Source organism: Oryzihumus sp. JJN4-3R, assembly GCF_057747915.1.
In genome coordinates this window covers 3,830,719-3,848,209 of the sequence record NZ_CM173229.1, presented here as the reverse complement: position 1 = coordinate 3,848,209, position 17,491 = coordinate 3,830,719, and the positions used below count along the sequence as shown (strand labels likewise).

Annotated in this window: 13 protein-coding genes; 7 read left to right on the top strand and 6 right to left on the bottom strand. The window is 72.3% G+C overall.

What is annotated here, in order from left to right; translation table 11 throughout:
- Nucleotides 1–191 precede the first annotated feature (191 nt).
- The 3 genes from AC3ANM_RS18350 to rimO are packed head-to-tail and all read right to left on the bottom strand — an operon-like array spanning nt 192 to nt 2,943.
- Complete coding sequence (locus AC3ANM_RS18350; RefSeq protein ID WP_488285850.1) at nt 192–743, bottom strand: CinA family protein; 552 nt, start codon at nt 741–743, stop codon at nt 192–194.
- On the bottom strand, nt 740–1,456 hold the full coding sequence (pgsA, locus tag AC3ANM_RS18345) for a CDP-diacylglycerol--glycerol-3-phosphate 3-phosphatidyltransferase (RefSeq protein WP_488285849.1): 717 nt from the start codon (nt 1,454–1,456) through the stop codon (nt 740–742). Before pgsA ends, AC3ANM_RS18350 begins: the two co-directional genes overlap by 4 nt.
- Nucleotides 1,453–2,943: a 30S ribosomal protein S12 methylthiotransferase RimO gene (rimO, locus tag AC3ANM_RS18340; protein ID WP_488285848.1), complete on the bottom strand. Its 1,491-nt coding sequence runs from the start codon at nt 2,941–2,943 to the stop codon at nt 1,453–1,455. Before rimO ends, pgsA begins: the two co-directional genes overlap by 4 nt.
- A 37-nt stretch (nt 2,944–2,980) precedes the next feature.
- Here rimO and AC3ANM_RS18335 point away from each other — a divergent pair, with 37 nt between their 5' ends.
- From AC3ANM_RS18335 to AC3ANM_RS18305, 7 genes are all read left to right on the top strand, one after another.
- Complete coding sequence (locus AC3ANM_RS18335) at nt 2,981–4,180, top strand: dipeptidase (RefSeq protein ID WP_488285847.1); 1,200 nt, start codon at nt 2,981–2,983, stop codon at nt 4,178–4,180.
- A gap of 122 nt (nt 4,181–4,302) precedes the next feature.
- Nucleotides 4,303–4,389, top strand: coding sequence for a K(+)-transporting ATPase subunit F (gene kdpF, locus AC3ANM_RS18330; RefSeq protein WP_488287979.1), 87 nt, complete (start codon nt 4,303–4,305; stop codon nt 4,387–4,389).
- Nucleotides 4,389–6,038: a potassium-transporting ATPase subunit KdpA gene (gene kdpA, locus AC3ANM_RS18325; RefSeq protein WP_488285846.1), complete on the top strand. Its 1,650-nt coding sequence runs from the start codon at nt 4,389–4,391 to the stop codon at nt 6,036–6,038. Before kdpF ends, kdpA begins: the two co-directional genes overlap by 1 nt.
- Complete coding sequence (gene kdpB / locus AC3ANM_RS18320) at nt 6,035–8,062, top strand: potassium-transporting ATPase subunit KdpB (RefSeq protein ID WP_488285845.1); 2,028 nt, start codon at nt 6,035–6,037, stop codon at nt 8,060–8,062. The genes kdpA and kdpB overlap by 4 nt, the downstream gene beginning before the upstream one ends.
- A 6-nt stretch (nt 8,063–8,068) precedes the next feature.
- On the top strand, nt 8,069–8,656 hold the full coding sequence (gene kdpC / locus AC3ANM_RS18315; protein ID WP_488285844.1) for a potassium-transporting ATPase subunit KdpC: 588 nt from the start codon (nt 8,069–8,071) through the stop codon (nt 8,654–8,656).
- A gap of 97 nt (nt 8,657–8,753) precedes the next feature.
- On the top strand, nt 8,754–11,390 hold the full coding sequence (locus tag AC3ANM_RS18310) for an ATP-binding protein (protein WP_488285843.1): 2,637 nt from the start codon (nt 8,754–8,756) through the stop codon (nt 11,388–11,390).
- A complete protein-coding gene (locus AC3ANM_RS18305; RefSeq protein WP_488285842.1) occupies nt 11,387–12,064 on the top strand; it encodes a response regulator transcription factor in 678 nt (225 codons plus the stop codon). The genes AC3ANM_RS18310 and AC3ANM_RS18305 overlap by 4 nt, the downstream gene beginning before the upstream one ends.
- A gap of 79 nt (nt 12,065–12,143) precedes the next feature.
- Here the strand turns inward: AC3ANM_RS18305 and AC3ANM_RS18300 are convergent, their stop codons facing one another.
- From AC3ANM_RS18300 to AC3ANM_RS18290, 3 genes are all read right to left on the bottom strand, one after another.
- The gene (locus AC3ANM_RS18300) at nt 12,144–12,899 is read right to left on the bottom strand and encodes a DUF4118 domain-containing protein (RefSeq protein WP_488285841.1); all 756 of its coding nucleotides are present in this window, start codon (nt 12,897–12,899) and stop codon (nt 12,144–12,146) included.
- 146 nt (nt 12,900–13,045) lie between these two features.
- Nucleotides 13,046–14,353 carry a multidrug effflux MFS transporter gene (locus tag AC3ANM_RS18295; protein WP_488285840.1) on the bottom strand — a complete coding sequence of 436 codons (1,308 nt, stop codon included), beginning with the start codon at nt 14,351–14,353 and terminating at the stop codon, nt 13,046–13,048.
- Between the two features lie 219 nt (nt 14,354–14,572).
- Nucleotides 14,573–17,317 (bottom strand): FtsK/SpoIIIE family DNA translocase, encoded by a 2,745-nt coding sequence (locus tag AC3ANM_RS18290; protein WP_488285839.1) that lies wholly within the window; start codon nt 17,315–17,317, stop codon nt 14,573–14,575.
- Nucleotides 17,318–17,491: the final 174 nt, after the last annotated feature.

The window sequence follows — 17,491 nt, the reverse complement described above, 5'->3', positions numbered from 1 at the left end:
GGCGATTGCCCTCCCACGTCAGGGTCAACTCCCGGGGTGCAAGTCCTCTTCCCCGGTCCTATCCGACGACACCCTGGCGACCGCGGACGGCCATCAGCACGTGGCACCAGGGACACCATCGCTGCCTCGGCGAGCATGCCGACCAAGGCGCACGCACCCGCCGGCCCGAGCTGCCGCCGTTGTTGTTGCCACTACGGGCCGGTGCCACCACTACCGAGGTCACGCTCGTCGAGCAGCTCCTGCGCCAGCAGCTCCAGGACCGCGGCCACGGACTGACGACGGATGGCGGGCCGGTCCCCCTCCAGCAGCAACGAGCGCACGCGGGTGGTGTGCGGCCCGGCAACCGCCACGAACACGGTGCCGACCGCCTTCCCTTCGGACGGGTCAGGCCCGGCCACGCCGGTCGTCGCCAGGCCATAGGTCGCCCCCAGCCGGTCCCGGACGCCGCACGCCATCTGCTCGGCCACGGTCGCATCGACGGCTCCGACCGCAGCCAGCAGGCCGGCATCGACGCCGACGACGCCCGCCTTGACCTCGCTGTTGTAGGCGACCACCCCGCCGCGGACCACGACCGAGGAGCCGGGCACGTCGGTCAGCGATGCGGCGACGAGCCCACCCGTGAGCGACTCCGCGCTGGCCACCGTCTCGCCCCGAGCGGTGAGCCGGGAGACCAGGTCTGCCGACGCGGCATACAGGTCCTGGCCGGCTGCGGACCGGTCGCCCACTCCCCCCAGGTCGGTCATGGCGTCTCGCGCCCGCTCGCCGCTGCCTGCTCGGCCGCCTTGGCCGCCTCCCGCGCCGCGCGGCGGGCCCGCTTGGCCTCGGCGCGCGGGCTGGTCTGGCGCAGGGTGAGCGCCCGGGCGACGTAGTCCAGACCGGTGAGGACCGTGACGATGACGGCGAGCGCCATCGCGACCACGGCGACCGCATGCCAGGGGCCGGGCAGCGGCAGGACGTACAGCCCGATGGCGACGGCCTGGACACCGGTCTTGAGCTTGCCGCCACGGCTGGCGGGGATGACGCCGTGCCGGATGACGAAGAAGCGCAGCACGGTGATGCCGAGCTCGCGGGCCAGCACGACGATGGTCACCCACCACGGGAGCTCGTCGAGCAGGGACAGCCCGACCAGGGCCATGCCCATGAGCGCCTTGTCGGCGATCGGGTCGCTGACCTTGCCGAAGTCGGTGACCAGGTTGCGCCGCCGGGCGATGTCACCGTCGATGCGGTCGGTCAGCAAGGCCACGCCGAACACCAGCGCGGCGGCGATCCGCCACTTCGCCTGGGTCCCGTGGTCGAGCAGCAGAAGCCAGCCGAACAGCGGCACGAGCAGGATCCGCAGGACGGTCAGCGCGTTGGCGATGTTCCAGGGGCTCGGCTGCTGCGGGGGCTCGCCGAGGACGACCGGCTCGTCCGGGTCGGGAGCGGGCCCGTCGGGCGTGGGCAGGGCGGCGTTCACACCGGCTCCGCGACCAGGTCGATCCCCTCGGTGGCGATGACGCGAGCCGTCACGAGGTCGCCGACCGCCGGGAGCGGCGCCCCCTCGGCGAGCTCGAGCAGCGTCACGCCGTCGACATCTGGCCCCTGGTGCGCGGCGCGACCGCTGACCTCCTCGTCGTCGGCCTCCTCCACGAGCACCTCGAGCACCTCGCCGATCCGCTCCTCGGCGCGCTGGAGGTTCAGCTCCTCCACCAGAGAGGTGAAGTGCGCCAGGCGCTCGGCCACGACCTCCTCGGGCAGCTTGCCGTCGTAGGTCTCGGCCTCGGTGCCGTCCTCATCGGAGTAGCCGAACACGCCGGTCACGTCCAGGCGGGCGGCGCTCAGGAACGCCTCCAGCTCGGCGACGTCCTGCTCGGTCTCGCCGGGGAAGCCGACGATGACGTTGGAGCGGATACCGGCCAGGGGGGCGCGGGCCCGCACCTGGTCGATGAGCTCCAGGAACGCCTCGCGCGAGCCGAACCGGCGCATCCGGCGCAGCAGCGGCTCGCTGGCGTGCTGGAAGGAGATGTCGAAGTAGGGCACGACCCCCGGCGTGGCCGCCATGACGTCGAGCAGGTCCATGCGGATCTCGGCCGGCTGGAGGTAGGACACCCGCACCCGCTCGATCCCGTCGACGGCGACGAGCTCGGGCAGCATCGTCTCCAGCAGGCGCAGGTCGCCGAGGTCCTTGCCGTAGGACGTGGAGTTCTCGCTGACGAGGAAGATCTCCTTGACCCCGTGCTCGCCGAGCCAGCGTGCCTCGGCGAGGACGTCGGAGGGGCGGCGCGAGACGAACGCCCCGCGGAACATCGGGATCGCGCAGAACGCGCACCGCCGGTCGCAGCCGGAGGCGATCTTCAGCGGCGCCCACGGACGGCCGTCGAGCCGGGCCCGGATGACGCGCGGCCCGCTCGCGGGGACCGGGCCTTCGATCGTGACGGTCTCGGGGGCCTTCGTCTCGGGGGCCGCCCCCGGCGCCGAGCCGTGACCCGGCAGGGCCACCGACCCCGAGCCCTCCTGGCGGCTGGCCGGGGACAGCGGCAGCAGCCGGCGCCGGTCCGAAGGGGTGTGCGAGGCGGGCTTGTGCCCGTTCAGGATCGCGGACAGGTGGCTGGACATGTCGGTGTAGGAGTCGAAGCCCAGCACGGCGTCGGCCTCGGGCAGCTGGGAGGCGAGCTGCTCGCCATACCGCTCTGCCAGGCACCCCACGGCGACGACCGCCTGGGTGCGACCCTCCCCCTTGAGGTCGGAGGCTTCGAGCAGGGCGTCGATCGAGTCCTTCTTGGCCTGCTCGACGAACCCGCACGTGTTCACCACGGCGACGTCGGCCTCGGCGGCGTCGTCCACCAGAGTCCAGCCTTCGGAGGCCAGCCGACCGGCCAGCTCCTCGGAGTCGACCTCGTTGCGGGCGCAGCCGAGCGTCACGAGGGCGACGCTGCGCGCAGTGGGGGAAGGCAGGGAGGTCATGGCGTCAACCATAGATGGGCTGCGGTTGAATGACGGAATGCCCGACTCCCCCGCCGCCCTCGCCCGCGTCACCGAGCTGCTGCGCCACCACCCGCTGGTGGACGGGCACAACGACCTGCCGTGGGAGGCCCGCGAGCAGGCCGGCTACGACTTCGAGCGCCTCGACATCGCCGGCCCGGTCGGCACGACCAGCACCGACGTGCCGCGCCTGCGCGCAGGCGGGGTCGGGGCGCAGTTCTGGTCGGTCTTCGTCCCCAGCACCCTGCAGGGGGACGCGGCCGTGGTCGCCACCCTCGAGCAGGTCGACGCGGTGCACCAGATGACCGGCCGGTATGCCGGTGAGCTGGGTTTCGCGCGCACCGCGGACGAGGTGGAGCGCGTCTTCGCCTCCGGGCGGATCGCCTCCCTCATGGGCGCCGAGGGCGGGCACTCGATCGGGTGCTCCCTGGCTGCGCTGCGGATGCTCTACGTCCTCGGCGTGCGCTACATGACCTTGACCCACAACGACAACGTCCCGTGGGCGGACTCGGCCACCGACGAGCCGGTGCTCGGCGGCCTCTCGGCCTTCGGCGTCGAGGTGGTCCGCGAGATGAACCGGCTGGGCATGCTGGTGGACCTGTCCCACGTCTCGGCCGACACGATGCGCGACGCGCTCAAGGTCACCGAGGTGCCGGTGATCTTCAGCCACTCCTCGGCGAGGGCGCTCTGCGACGTGCCGCGCAACGTCCCCGACGACGTGCTGACCTCACTGCGGGACAACGAGGGCGTCTGCATGGTGACGTTCGTGCCGGAGTTCGTCTCCCCCGTCGTCGCCGAGTGGCGCCGGGTGGCGGCGGCCGCGGCGGCCGAGGTGGGCGTCAAGGCCACCGACTACGAGGCGTTCCGGGGGTTCACCCAGGACTACCGGGTCGCCCACCCCAAGCCGTCGGCCACCCTCGAGGACGTCGTGGCCCATTGCGAGCACGTGCGCGAGGTCGCCGGCATCGACCACATCGGCCTCGGCGGCGACTACGACGGGACCGAGACCTACCCGGTCGGGCTCGAGGACGTCAGTGGCTACCCGCGCCTGCTGGCCGCCCTCGCCGACCGCGGCTGGTCCGACGAGGACCTGGTCAAGCTGGCCGGCGGCAACGTGCTGCGGGTGATGCGGGAGGTCGAGGAGGGCGCGCGCGAGCTGCAGGCGAGCCGCGGACCCAGCCTCGCGACATACGAGCAGCTGGACCGTCAGGGGAGCTGACGCACCGCCCGAACGCCCTGCGGGGCCAACGGTTCCGGGCTGGCATCAAGATCACGTCAAGGCGCATCAGTGCCGCGTCAACGGAGGGCTCCTGCGGCAGGGAGCGGGGCTGTACTGAGGGGGTGACAGAGAACCTCGTCGCCGGGATCATCGCCGGCGCCCTCATCGTGTACCTCGTGTACGCCCTCATCCGGCCGGACAGGTTCTGATGGGCGACACCCTCAGCGGGCTCCTGACCATCGGAGTGCTCGTGGTGGCGCTTGCCGTCGTCCACGTCCCCCTGGGCAACTGGATGGCCCGCGTCTTCGCCGACGAGAAGCACTGGCGCGCCGAGCGGCTGCTCTACCGGGTCGTCGGGGTGAACCCCTCCGCCGAGCAGCGCTGGACCACCTACGCCGTGTCGGTCGTGGCCTTCGCCGTCGCGGGCTTCCTGCTGCTCTTCGTGCTGATCCTGGTCCAGCTGCGCCTGCCGCTGGCGCGGGGAGCGTCCGGGATGCACGTGGACACGGCGTTCAACACCGCCATCTCGTTCGTGACCAACACGAACTGGCAGGCGTACTCCGGGGAGACCGGAGTGACGGCAGTGACGCAGGCGCTGGGCCTGACCGTGCAGAACTTCGCCTCCGCCGCCACGGGGCTCGCGGTGGTCGTGGCCCTGATCCGCGGCCTCGTCCGGGTCGGCACCGACCGGCTCGGCAACTTCTGGGTCGACCTGACCCGCGCCACCACGCGCATCCTGCTGCCGCTCGCCGCTGTTGCCGCTGTCGTGCTCATCATCGGCGGGACCATCCAGAACCTCGACGCGCCGACGACGGTCACGACACTGGGTGGCGCGAAGCAGGTCATCGAGGGCGGCCTCGTCGCCTCCCAGGAGGCGATCAAGGAGCTCGGCACCAACGGCGGTGGCTTCTTCAACGCCAACTCGGCCCACCCGTTCGAGAACCCCAACGCACTGACCAGCCTCTTCGAGGTCTTCCTCCTGCTGGCGATCCCGTTCTCGCTGCCGCGCACCTACGGCGTCATGGTCGGCGATCGCCGTCAGGGCTACGCCGTCCTCGGGCTGATGGCGTCCCTGTGGGCCACGGTGCTCGGCCTCACGCTGTGGGCCGAGACGCACGCCGCCGGCGCCGTGACCGGGGCGATGGAGGGCAAGGAGCAGCGCTTCGGCGTCTGGTCGTCCTCGATCTTCGCGGTGTCGACCACGGGCACCTCGACCGGCGCCGTGAACTCCTTCCACGAGAGCTACAGCCCGCTCGGCGGGGGCCTGCTGGCACTGCACATGCTGCTCGGCGAGATCTCCCCCGGCGGCGTCGGCTCCGGCCTGGCGAGCGCCCTGGTCATCGTCGCCCTGTCGGTCTTCATCGCCGGCCTCATGGTCGGGCGCACCCCGGAGTGGCTGGGCAAGACCATCGGGCGCAAGGAGATCACCCTCGCCGCGCTGACCACGCTCGTCATGCCGGTGCTCGTCCTGGCCGGGACCGGCCTGGCCCTGGCCCTGCCGGGCAGCCGCGCAGCGCTGCTGGCGAGTGGCCCGCACGGCCTGACCGAGATGCTCTACAACTACGCCTCGGCGTCCAACAACAACGGCAGCGCATTCGCCGGGATGACCGCCGACAGCCCGTTCTTCAACCTCACGCTCGGGGTCTGCATGGCCCTCGGCCGGTTCCTGCCGATCGTCCTGCTCCTCGCCCTGGCCGGGTCCCTCGCCGCCCAGCAGAGACGCCCCGTCACCGCCGGCACCATGCCCACGCACACGCCGCTCTTCGTCAGCCTGCTCGTCGGCATCGCCGTCATCGTGGCCGGCCTGACCTTCTTCCCAGCCCTCGCCCTCGGACCGATTGCTGAGGCCCTCGCATGAACCGCCACACCCTGGTGGCCACCATTCCGCAGGCGTTCGTCAAGCTCGACCCGCGCCACCTGTTCCACAGCCCGGTCATCTTCGTGGTCTGGGTCGGGTCGCTGAGCACGACCGTCCTGTCGGTGCTGCACCCCTCGACCTTCGCGATCTCGATCGCCGCGTGGCTGTGGGTCACGGTCCTCTTCGCCAACTACGCCGAGGCCGTGGCCGAGGGCCGCGGCAAGGCCCAGGCCGCGACGCTGCGCAAGGCCCGCAAGGAGACGGTCGCCCGGCGGCTGCTCGCAGACGGCGGCACCGAGACGGTGGCCGGCTCCGAGCTGCACATCGGCGACCGCGTGGTCGTGGAGGCCGGCGAGGTCATCCCGGGCGACGGCGACGTCGTCGACGGCGTCGCGACCGTGGACGAGTCCGCCATCACCGGCGAGTCCGCCCCGGTGATCCGCGAGTCCGGCGGCGACCGCTGCGCGGTGACCGGCGGCACCACAGTGCTCTCGGACCGGATCGTCGTGAAGGTCGCCACCAAGCCCGGCGAGACGTTCCTGGACCGGATGATCGCCCTGGTCGAAGGCGCCGCTCGGCAGAAGACCCCCAACGAGATCGCGCTCAACATCCTGCTCGTCGTGCTGACCCTCGTCTTCCTCGTCACGGTGATGGCGATCCAGCCGCTGGCGGCGTACTCCGGCAGGGAGCAGTCGATCATCGTCCTGGTGGCGCTGCTGGTCTGCCTCATCCCGACCACCATCGGCGCCCTGCTGTCGGCCATCGGCATCGCCGGCATGGACCGCCTCGTCCAGCACAACGTGCTGGCGATGTCCGGCCGGTCGGTCGAGGCCGCCGGCGACGTCTCCACGCTGCTGCTCGACAAGACCGGCACCATCACGCTCGGCAACCGGCACGCGACGGAGATCGTCACCATCGGCAGGGCCACGAACACCGAGCTGGCCCACGCGGCATACCTGGCCAGCCTGGCCGACGGGACTCCGGAGGGGCGCTCGATCGTCGACCTGACCCGCACGCACCTGCCGGAGCAGGATGCGGTCTCCGGTGAGCAGCTGGCCACCGACGGCGCGCAGTTCGTCGACTTCAGTGCGGCCACCCGCATGAGCGGGGTGGACCTGCCCTCGGGCGTGCGGATCCGCAAGGGTGCCACCACGTCGGTCTCGCAGTGGGTGCTCGAGAGCGGCGCCCGGGTGCCGGCGGGGCTGCAGCAGGTCGTCGACCACATCGGCGAGTCCGGCGGCACCCCGCTGGTCGTCGCCCGCCGCGACGGTGACGGGCCGGCGGTCGTGCTGGGCGTCGTCCATCTCAAGGACGTCGTCAAGCAGGGCATGCGCAAGCGGTTCCGCGAGCTGCGCGCCATGGGCATCCGCACCGTGATGATCACCGGCGACAACCCGCTCACCGCCGCGGCCATCGCCAAGGAGGCCGGTGTCGACGACTTCCTCGCCGAGGCCACGCCCGAGGACAAGATGGCACTGATCAGGAAGGAGCAGGAGGGCGGCCGCCTCGTGGCCATGATGGGCGACGGCACCAACGACGCACCGGCCCTGGCCCAGGCCGACGTCGGCGTCGCGATGAACACCGGCACGTCGGCCGCCAAGGAGGCAGGCAACATGGTCGATCTCGACTCCGATCCCACCAAGCTCATCGAGGTGGTGGCGATCGGCAAGCAGCTGCTGATCACCCGTGGTGCGCTGACGACGTTCTCGATCGCCAACGACGTGGCCAAGTACTTCGCGATCATCCCGGCGATGTTCCTGGCCGTCTTCCCGGGGCTGGGCGCCCTCAACATCATGCGGCTGCACAGCCCCGAGTCCGCGATGCTGTCGGCGGTCATCTTCAACGCCCTCATCATCGTGGCGCTGATTCCGTTGGCGCTGCGAGGAGTTCGCTACCGACCCGTCGGCGCGGGGGCGATGCTCCGGCGCAACCTGCTGGTGTACGGACTCGGGGGCGTGATCGCCCCGTTCATCGGGATCAAGCTCATCGACCTGCTCGTCTCGAACCTCCCCGGATTGGGCTGACCTGACGTGACCTCCTTCCTGCGACAGCTGGGCGCCTCGGCCCGGATGATGCTCCTGCTCACCCTGACGCTCGGGGTGCTCTACCCCGCCGTGCTCTGGGGGGTAGGGCAGGTCGTGGCGCCGTCGGCAGCCAACGGCTCCCTCGTCGAGCGCCGCGGCAGCGTCATCGGCTCGAGCCTGGTCGGCCAGGGCTTCACCGGGGCGCAGTGGTTCCAGGGCCGTCCGTCCGCGGTCGACTACGCCGGCGACGCGAGCGCTGCGTCGAACCTGCCCGCCGACGACCCACGTCAGGTCAAGGCGGTGACGGACCGCAGGTCGGCGCTGCTCGAGGCCAACCCGCAGGCGACCGGCGCGATCCCGGCCGACGCCCTGACGGCCTCGGCCAGTGGACTCGACCCGCACATCTCCCTCGCCTACGCGCTGTGGCAGGTGCCCCGGGTCGCCGCCGCCCGGTCGCTGACCAGCGCGCAGGTCACGAAGCTGGTCCGAGCGCACTGCCAGGGACGCAGCCTTGGCTTCCTGGGCGAGCCGCGGGTCAACGTACTCGAGCTCAACCTCGCGCTCGACTCGCTGGCCTCGCCCGGCTCAAGGTGACACGGACAGCTCCCCGGTGACCGAACAGCCCTGTATGCCGCGACCCACCGCCGCCTCGCGCGCGCGGCGGGCCGCGGTGTAGGGCGAGAATCAGTCCATGGCACGCGGCACACTGCGCATCTACCTCGGGGCGGCCCCCGGGGTGGGCAAGACCGTGGCCATGCTCTCGGAGGCCCACCGGCGCCGGGAGCGCGGGACCGATGTCGTCGTCGGCCTGGTCGAGGCACACGGGCGCGCCTTCACCGCCCAGCTGCTCGAGGGGCTCGAGGTGGTCCCGACCCGCGAGGTCGAGTATCGAGGAGCCTCCTTCCGCGAGCTCGACGTGGACGCTGTCCTCGCCCGGCGACCCCGGGTCGTGCTGATCGACGAGCTGGCCCACACCAACGTGCCGGGTTCCCGACACGAGAAGCGCTGGCAGGACATCGAGGACGTCCTCGACGCCGGCATCGACGTCATCTCCACAGTCAACATCCAGCACCTGGAGTCGCTCAACGACGTCACCGAGTCGATCACCGGGGTGCGTCAGCGCGAGACGGTGCCCGACGACGTCGTGCGGTCCGCCGACCAGATCGAGCTCGTCGACATGTCCCCCGAGGCCCTGCGCCGCCGCATGGCACACGGCAACGTCTACGCCGCGGAGAAGGTCGACGCGGCGCTGTCCAACTACTTCAGGGTCGGCAACCTGTCGGCGTTGCGGGAGCTCGCCCTGGTGTGGGTGGCCGACCGGGTCGACGAGGCCCTCGAGCGCTACCGCCACGACCAGGGCATCTCCGAGACGTGGCCGGCGCGCGAGCGCGTGGTCGTGGCGCTGACCGGCGGGCCGGAGTCCGACGCCCTGCTGCGGCGTGGCGCCCGGATCGCCTCCCGGGGCGCCGGCGGCGAGCTCGTGGCGGTCTACGTGTCACGGTCGGACGGCCTGGTCGGGGCGAGCCTGGAGCAGCTGGCCGAGCAACGCCGGCTCACGGCGGAGCTGGGCGGGACGTTCCACACGGTCACCGGGGACGACGTGGCCGAGGCCGTCCTGGAGTTCGCCCGAGGCGTCAACGCCAGCCAGATCGTGATCGGCGTCAGTCGCCGCCCCCGATGGCAGTCCGTGCTCGGGCGCGGTGTCGGGGAGTCCATCGTCTCCGGGTCGGGCGAGATCGACGTCCACATGGTCAGCCACGACCTGCGGCACCGGGGCCTTCAGCAGGTCCTGCCGGACTGGACGGTCAGCCGTGGTCGGACGATCAGCGGATGGCTCATGGCGCTGGTCGGCCTGCCGCTCCTGACGTGGGCCCTTGCCTCGACCCGCGCGCACCACGACCTGCCGTTCGAGATGTTGTTGTTCCTCACCCTCACCGTGGCCTCGGCCCTCGTGGGCGGTATCTGGCCGGCCCTGTTCACCGCCGTCGCCGGCAGCGTGCTGCTCAACTACTACTTCGCGCCGCCGCTGCACACGTTCACCATCGACAACCCCGCCAACGCGCTGGCCGTCGTCGTGTTCGTTCTGGTGGCAGTCTCCGTGGCGTCAGTGGTGCACCTCAGCGCACTGCGCGCCTCCAAAGCCCTTGCGGCAGAACGGGAGTCGAGGATCCTGGCGCAGCTGGCCCACTCGCTGCTGGGCACGCCCGAACAGCTGCCCACCCTGCTGGAGCAGGCCAGGGACACCTTCTCGATGCGGACCGCCGCCGTGGTGCGACGGGACTCGGTGCGTGAGCCGTGGGAGGTGCTGGCCGCCACCGAAGGCTTCGAGGTGACGTTGGTCGACAGCGCCGAGGTGCGCTCGCGGGTCAACGACACGACGTTCCTGATCATGACCGGGCGGGTGCCCCCGGCCAGCCAGGGGCGACTGGTCTCCGCCTTCGCCTCCCACGCCGCGGCGATCCTGACACGGGAGGAGCTGGTCGAGGAGGCACGGGCTGCCAGCGCCCTTGCCAAGGACAACCGCACCCGGACCGCGCTGCTCGCGGCCGTGTCGCACGACCTGCGCACGCCGCTGGCGGGCATCAAGGCGGCGGTGTCCAGCCTGCGGCAGACGGACGTCACCTGGTCGGCGGCGGACGAGGCCGAGCTGCTGGAGTCCATCGAGACCTCGGCTGACCGGCTCAACGCCCTGATCGGCAACCTGCTGGACATGTCGCGGCTCCAGTCCGGGACCATCGCGCCGCACCTGGCTCCCGTGCACCTGGACGAGGTGGTCACGGGCACGGTCGCCGCCCTGCCCGACGGCGAGCGGGTCCGCACGTGGATCCCGCACGAGCTCCCCCCGGCGCTGGCCGACGCCGGGCTGCTGGACCGGGTCCTCGCCAACGTGCTGGAGAACGCCCTGCGCCACTCCCCCGGCCGCCAGGAGGTCGTGGTCAACGCCAGCCGGATCGGCGGCCACCTCCAGCTGCGCGTGGTGGACCGCGGCAGCGGGGTCCCGGACAGCGCCAAGGAGGGCATCTTCGCCCCCTTCCAGCGCTTCGGTGACGTGCCCCGCGGCACCGGCGTCGGGCTGGGCCTGGCCGTGGCGCGTGGCCTGGCCGAGGCGATGAACGGCACGCTGACGGCCGAGGACACCCCCGGCGGCGGGCTGACCATCGTCATAGAGCTGCCCGTGGCCGGCGACCAGCCCGCTGGCACGTTGCCGCCGGAGCAGGCACCGGAGAAGGCACCGGAGAAGGCACCGGAGAAGGCACAGGTGATGTCACCAGAGCTGGCACCGGAGGTTGCCCCGACCAGGGGCGCCGTGGGCAGGGAGGCCTCATGACGTTCGTGCTGGTGGTCGACGACGAGCCGCAGATCGTGCGCACGCTGACGATCAACCTGCGGGCGCGTGACTACGAGGTCGAGTCCGCCGGCGACGGGCGCTCCGCGCTGCAGGTGATGGATGAGCGCACCCCCGACGTCGTCGTGCTCGACCTCGGCCTGCCGGACATGGACGGCGTCCAGGTGCTCCAGCGCATCCGCCAGAACTCACAGGTGCCGGTGGTGGTCCTCTCGGCGCGCCAGGAGTCCGACGACAAGGTGGAGGCGCTGGACGCCGGCGCCGACGACTACGTCACCAAGCCGTTCGGGATGGACGAGTTCCTGGCGCGGATCCGCGCGGCGGTCCGCCGCGGCCCGGGCGAGGAGCCCGAGGCCCCGGTGGTCGTCACCGACGCCTTCACTCTCGACTTCGGCGACCACCGCGCCACCCGGGACGGGCAGGAGATCCGGCTGACCCCCACCGAGTGGCGGCTGCTCGCCGCGCTCGCCCAGAGCCCGGGGCGACTGGTGCCGCACGCCGAGCTGCTGCGCGCAGCCTGGGGTCCCGCCTACGGTCGGGAGTCCAACTACCTGCGCGTCTATGCCAACCAGCTGCGGCGCAAGCTCGAGCCCGACCCCAGCCACCCGCGATACCTCATCACCGATCCGGGCATCGGCTACCGGCTCAAGGTCTGAGGGGCTCACGGTCTGATCGGGCTCAGGGTTCTGACCGACCGGACGTATCCGGCCCCAGGACCCGACCTGGCCCCGCGGCTCACCGGGCGGGGTGGCTGTCGGCGTAGGCGCGCAGGGTGGCTCCGACCTGGGCCGCCAGCGCCACCGCCACGAGCCGTTCGGCGCGCGTGGTCGCCGCGCCCGCCAGCGGCGTCATCAGGAACCGGCCCATGAACCGCCCGCCGCTCTCGACGACCAGCTCGGTCTCGTCCTCGACCGGAAGCTCGAGGACGTCCGCATCGAGCGTGGCCGACCCGATGCGCAGCCGGCCGTCGGCCTCGATGCGGGGGCGGCCCAGGCCGGAGTCGTAGACGAAGCGGGAGCGGTCGAGGTGGAGCACGTCGGCCATGTGCTCGCACGCGTCCTGGACCAGGGACGAGGGCGAGCTGGTCCCCGCCGAAGCGGCCCGGGCGATCGTCTCCAGCCCCTGCAGGTAGCCCTCGCGACGCGAGGCCGCAGACTGCTGGCGACGACCCCACTGCGCCACCTCGGTGACGGCGACGCCGACGGCGAGCAGCAACATGAACGTCTCGACGTCATCACCGGAGACGATGGTCAGGCGCTGGTACGGCTGGGTCAGGAAGAAGTCGAACCAGATCCCGGCCGAGGCGGCCGCGACGATGCCCGGCCAGCGCCGGCCCAGGCTGGCCACCGCCACGACGACGATCACCAGGACCAGCGCGACGCTGGTGTTCGCGAGGGTGTCCCGCCAGGGCACCGCGGCGAGGCAGACGAGGAAGGGCACCACGACCGCGCCCAGCCAGGTCAGGCGCTCACGGGCAAGCTCACGGGTCATGCCTTCGTTCTAGGCCCGCGCAGCCCGTTCCGACAGGGACCAAGGAATCAACATCGCGTCAAGGTCGCGTCAACGCACCACGGCGCGCCCGGGCCACGCACCAGCCCGTCACCCACCAGCCCGTGACCCACCAGCCGGTATGCCGGTCACACGCCGGCGCAGGCGAGCTCGGCCTCCGCGGTGGCGGCGTCGACCTCGACGTCGGCGGCCGCGACCGGCTCGGCGGCCCCGCCGCGCACCGCGGTCAGGAGCAGGATGCTGGCCAAGGTGGTGGCCACGACCATGACCGCGGCCATGGGCACCGCCGAGCCGGTCCCGAAGGCACCGACCAGCGGGGCGGCGACGCCGCCGATGACGAACTGCGCCGCCCCGAGCAGGGCGGCTGCCGTGCCGGCGGACTCGCCGTGGCGGCTCAGTGCCAGGGCCGGCGTGTTGGGGAACGAGAAGCCGGCGCAGGCGATGATCACCCACAACGGCGCGAGGACGGCCGCCATGCCACCGACCCCGAGCAGCCCTCCGGCGAGCAGGACCACAGCCGCGCCCGTGGCCACGAGCACCGCGGTCTGCAGGATCCGGCGCGGGCCGAAGCGGGCCACGAGCCACGGGTTGACCTGCGTGGCCAGGACCAGGCCGAGGGAGTTGGCGCCGAAGGCGAGCGCGAACTGCCGGGGACTGAGGCCGTAGACGCCCTGCAGGACGAAGGACGCCCCGGAGATGTAGGCGAACAGCGTGGCGAAGATGAGCCCGGACACCAGCACCAGCGCCATGAACTCCCGGTCCCGCAGCAGGCCTGAGTAGGTCCGCAGCACCGCCGTGGGGCGGGCGGGGCGACGGCGCTCCTGCGGCAGCGTCTCGCGCAGGCCGAAGACGGCGACCCAGAGCAGGACGAACGCGGCGCCGCCGAGGACTGCGAAGATCCCGCGCCACGTGGTGACCGACAGGATGAACCCGCCCAGGCTCGGCGCCAGGATGGGCGCGATGCCGGTGACGAGCATCAGCCGGGACAGCAGGGTCGCGGCGGCGTTGCCGGAGAACAGGTCCCGCACCACCGCGAGGGAGACCACCGAGATCGCGGCCCCGGCGAAGCCCTGGAGCACGCGGGCCGCCACGAGCAGGCCGACGGTGGGGGCGAGCACGCACAGCACCGATGCGACAAGGTGGACGACCATGCCGGCGATCAACGGCGCCCGGCGGCCCCAGGCGTCCGAGAGCGGGCCGATGACCAGCTGGCCGGCACCGAGGCCGATGAGCATCCCGGTGATCGTGGCCTGCGCGCCGGACGCCGTCGTGTGCAGGTCGGCGGTCAGGCTCGGCAGCGCCGGGAGGTACATGTCGATCGTCAACGGCCCCAGCGCGATCAGCGCGCCGAGCACGAGGACGAGTCGCAGGTAGCCGCGACCGGTGGGCGGCTGACCCGGCGCTGCTGTCGCCGGCCCCGTGGCCGACGGTGCCATCGGTTCCGGCGTCGCGGCGGTGCTCGGCTCGGTCTGAGGTCCTCTGGCGGTCGCGGTCACAAGGGAGCCAAGGCCGACACCCCGACCCGGTATTCCCGGGCCGTCGCCTCGTGGGGGCGGTCGGGCCGTCAGCCGGCCCGAGGGTGGTCGGGCCATCACCCCGTGCCGGCGTCCCCTGCACGCACGTCAGGGCCGAGGTCGGCCCCGGCAAGGGCCGGCTCAGTCGCGACCGGTCAGGCCCCAGGCGTCCTCGTCATCGGCTTCGACCTCCTCGTAGCCCTCGGGGGCCAGCGAGTCCCGGGTGGGGCCGCCCAGCGGCGCCGGGGAGGCACCGCCCTCGGCCTGGCCGTCGTAGACCGGCTCACGGTCGGGGACCTCGTCACCACGCATCAGCGCGAGGGTCGTGGGCAGGTCCTCGGCCTTGACCAGCACGTCGCGGGCCTTGGATCCCTCCGAGGGACCGACCACGCCGCGGGACTCGAGCAGGTCCATGAGCCGGCCCGCCTTGGCGAAGCCGACCCGCAGCTTGCGCTGGAGCATCGAGGTCGACCCGAACTGCGTGGTGACCACGAGCTCGGTGGCCTGCAGCAGCAGGTCGAGGTCGTCGCCGATGTCGTCGTCGACCTGCTTCTTGGCCGCGACGACGGTGACGTCCTCGCGGTAGCTGGGCTTGAGCTGCTCGGTGACGTGGGCGACGACCTGCTCGATCTCGGATTCGGTGACCCACGCGCCCTGCACGCGCATCGGCTTGCTCGCGCCCATCGGCAGGAAGAGGGCGTCACCCTGGCCGATGAGCTTCTCGGCGCCGGGCTGGTCCAGGACAACCCGCGAGTCGGCCAGCGAGGACGTCGCGAACGCCATGCGTGAGGGCACGTTGGCCTTGATCAGGCCGGTGACGACGTCGACCGAGGGGCGCTGGGTGGCGAGCACAAGGTGGATGCCGGCGGCGCGCGCGAGCTGGGTGATGCGGACGATCGACTCCTCGACGTCGCGTGGGGCCACCATCATCAGGTCGGCGAGCTCGTCGACGATGACGAGGAGGTAGGGGTAGGGCTGGATCTGCCGCTCGGAGCCCGGCAGCGGCTTGACCTTGCCGGCCTTGACCGCCTTGTTGAAGTCGTCGACGTGCTTGTAGCCGAACGCCGCCAGGTCGTCGTAGCGGGTGTCCATCTCGCGGACCACCCACTGCAGCGCCTCGGCGGCCTTCTTGGGGTTGGTGATGATCGGCGTGATGAGGTGCGGGATGCCCTCGTAGCCGGTGAGCTCGACGCGCTTGGGGTCCACCAGCACCATGCGCACCTCGTCCGGCGTGGCGCGCATGAGGATCGAGGTGATCATCGAGTTCACGAAGCTGGACTTGCCGGCTCCGGTGGCGCCGGCGACGAGCAGGTGCGGCATCTTGGCGAGATTGGCGATGACGTAGCCGCCCTCCACGTCCTTGCCGACACCCATGACCATCGGGTGCTCGTTGTTGCGCGCCGTCTGGCTGCGCAGCACGTCGCCGAGGCTGACCTTCTCGCGGTCGGTGTTGGGGATCTCGATACCGATGGCGGACTTGCCGGGAATCGGGCTGAGGATGCGCACGTCGGCCGAGGCGACGGCATACGCGATGTTCTTGGAGAGCGCGGTGACGCGCTCGACCTTGATGCCCGGCCCGAGCTCGACCTCGTAGCGGGTCACCGTCGGCCCGCGCATGAAGCCCGTCACCTGGGCGTCGATCTCGAACTGCTCGAGCACCTGGGTGAGCGACTCCACGACCTTGTCGTTGGCCGCGCTGCGGGCCTTGTGCGGCGAGCCCGGGGCCAGGATCGCGTTGTCCGGCAGGGTGTAGGTGACGTCCCCGGCGAGGGCAAGCTGCTCCACCCGCTGCGGCAACGGGGTCGTGGGCGGCGGCTCCAGGGGCGCCTTGGCCGGCACTCCGGCTGCCGCAGCCGAGGCGGCAGCAGCGCCGGCGCCGGCCTTGGCTGCGGCGAGTGCCGCGGCGGCGGCGTCCTCGCCGGGGGCGAGGGTGCCGGGCGGGGTGGGGCGCTTCTCCCCCGGCCGGTAGCCCTTGGCCTTGGCCTCCCGGGCGACGATCGCTGCCTGCTCGAACGCCTCGTCCCCGTCGAGCCCGCCGTCGGCGACCGCGCGGCGGCGCCGCTTGGGCTGCGCCTCCGGCTCGGGCTCCGGCTCGACCTCGGTCTTGCGGTGGAGCATCCAGTCGCGCAGCTCGCCCAGCCGCGCCGGGACCATGTGGACCGGAGTGGCGGTGGTGACGAGCAGCCCGAAGGCACCCAGCAGCAGCAGGATCGGGACCGTGCCGTAGACCGTGATACCGGCCACGAGCGGGCTCGAGGCGAGGTAGCCGATGATGCCGCCCGCCTCACGCATGCGGGTCGCGCCGTCGGGCGGGGTCGGCACCCCGGCGGTGAGGTGCACGAGACCGGCGGCCGCGAAGGTCAGGGCGGTGAGGCCGATCCCGATCCGGTTGGTCGAGGAGGCCTCCTGCGGGGCGCGCAGCAGGCGCAGGCCGAGGGCGATCAGCACGAGGGGCACGGCGAGGCCGACCCGGCCGAACGTGCCGGCGACGACGGCGTGGACGACGTCACCGACCGGGCCGCGCAGGCCCCACCACTCGCGGGCAGCGACCACGATGGCCAGGGCGATGAGCGCGAAGCCGATCCCGTCGCGGCGGTGCTCCGGCTCGAGCTCGCGGGCGCTGTGGCCGACCTTGCGCACGGCGCCGCCGGCGAGGTGGGCCAGCCCCATCCAGGCGCCACGAGCAGCACGGACCGGGAGCGGCAGGCCCCCGGCCCGCGGAGCGGGGCGCGCGGCCGGCTTGCGAGCCGCAGTCTTGCGCGCCGCCGGCTTACGGGCCGCAGCGGTCCCGGCCGCGGGCCGGCCGGCGGTCTTGGCGGCCGGGCGTGCGGCGCCGGCGCGCTTCGAGGAGCTCGAGCGCGAGGAGGAAGTCGTGCGGGTCGCCACCTTCGCAGGCTACGCGATCGCCCCGACGACATCACGCGTCACACGCGCCTCGCGGCGCGGCGCGTCCTCCGTGGACCTGGTGTCGCGCCCAGGGAGCGGTCCCTCGACCGGCTCGCCGCGCCGGCCCCGGCCGACCCCTCGACCGGGCCGCCCACCCCGCTCGGGTCTCACATC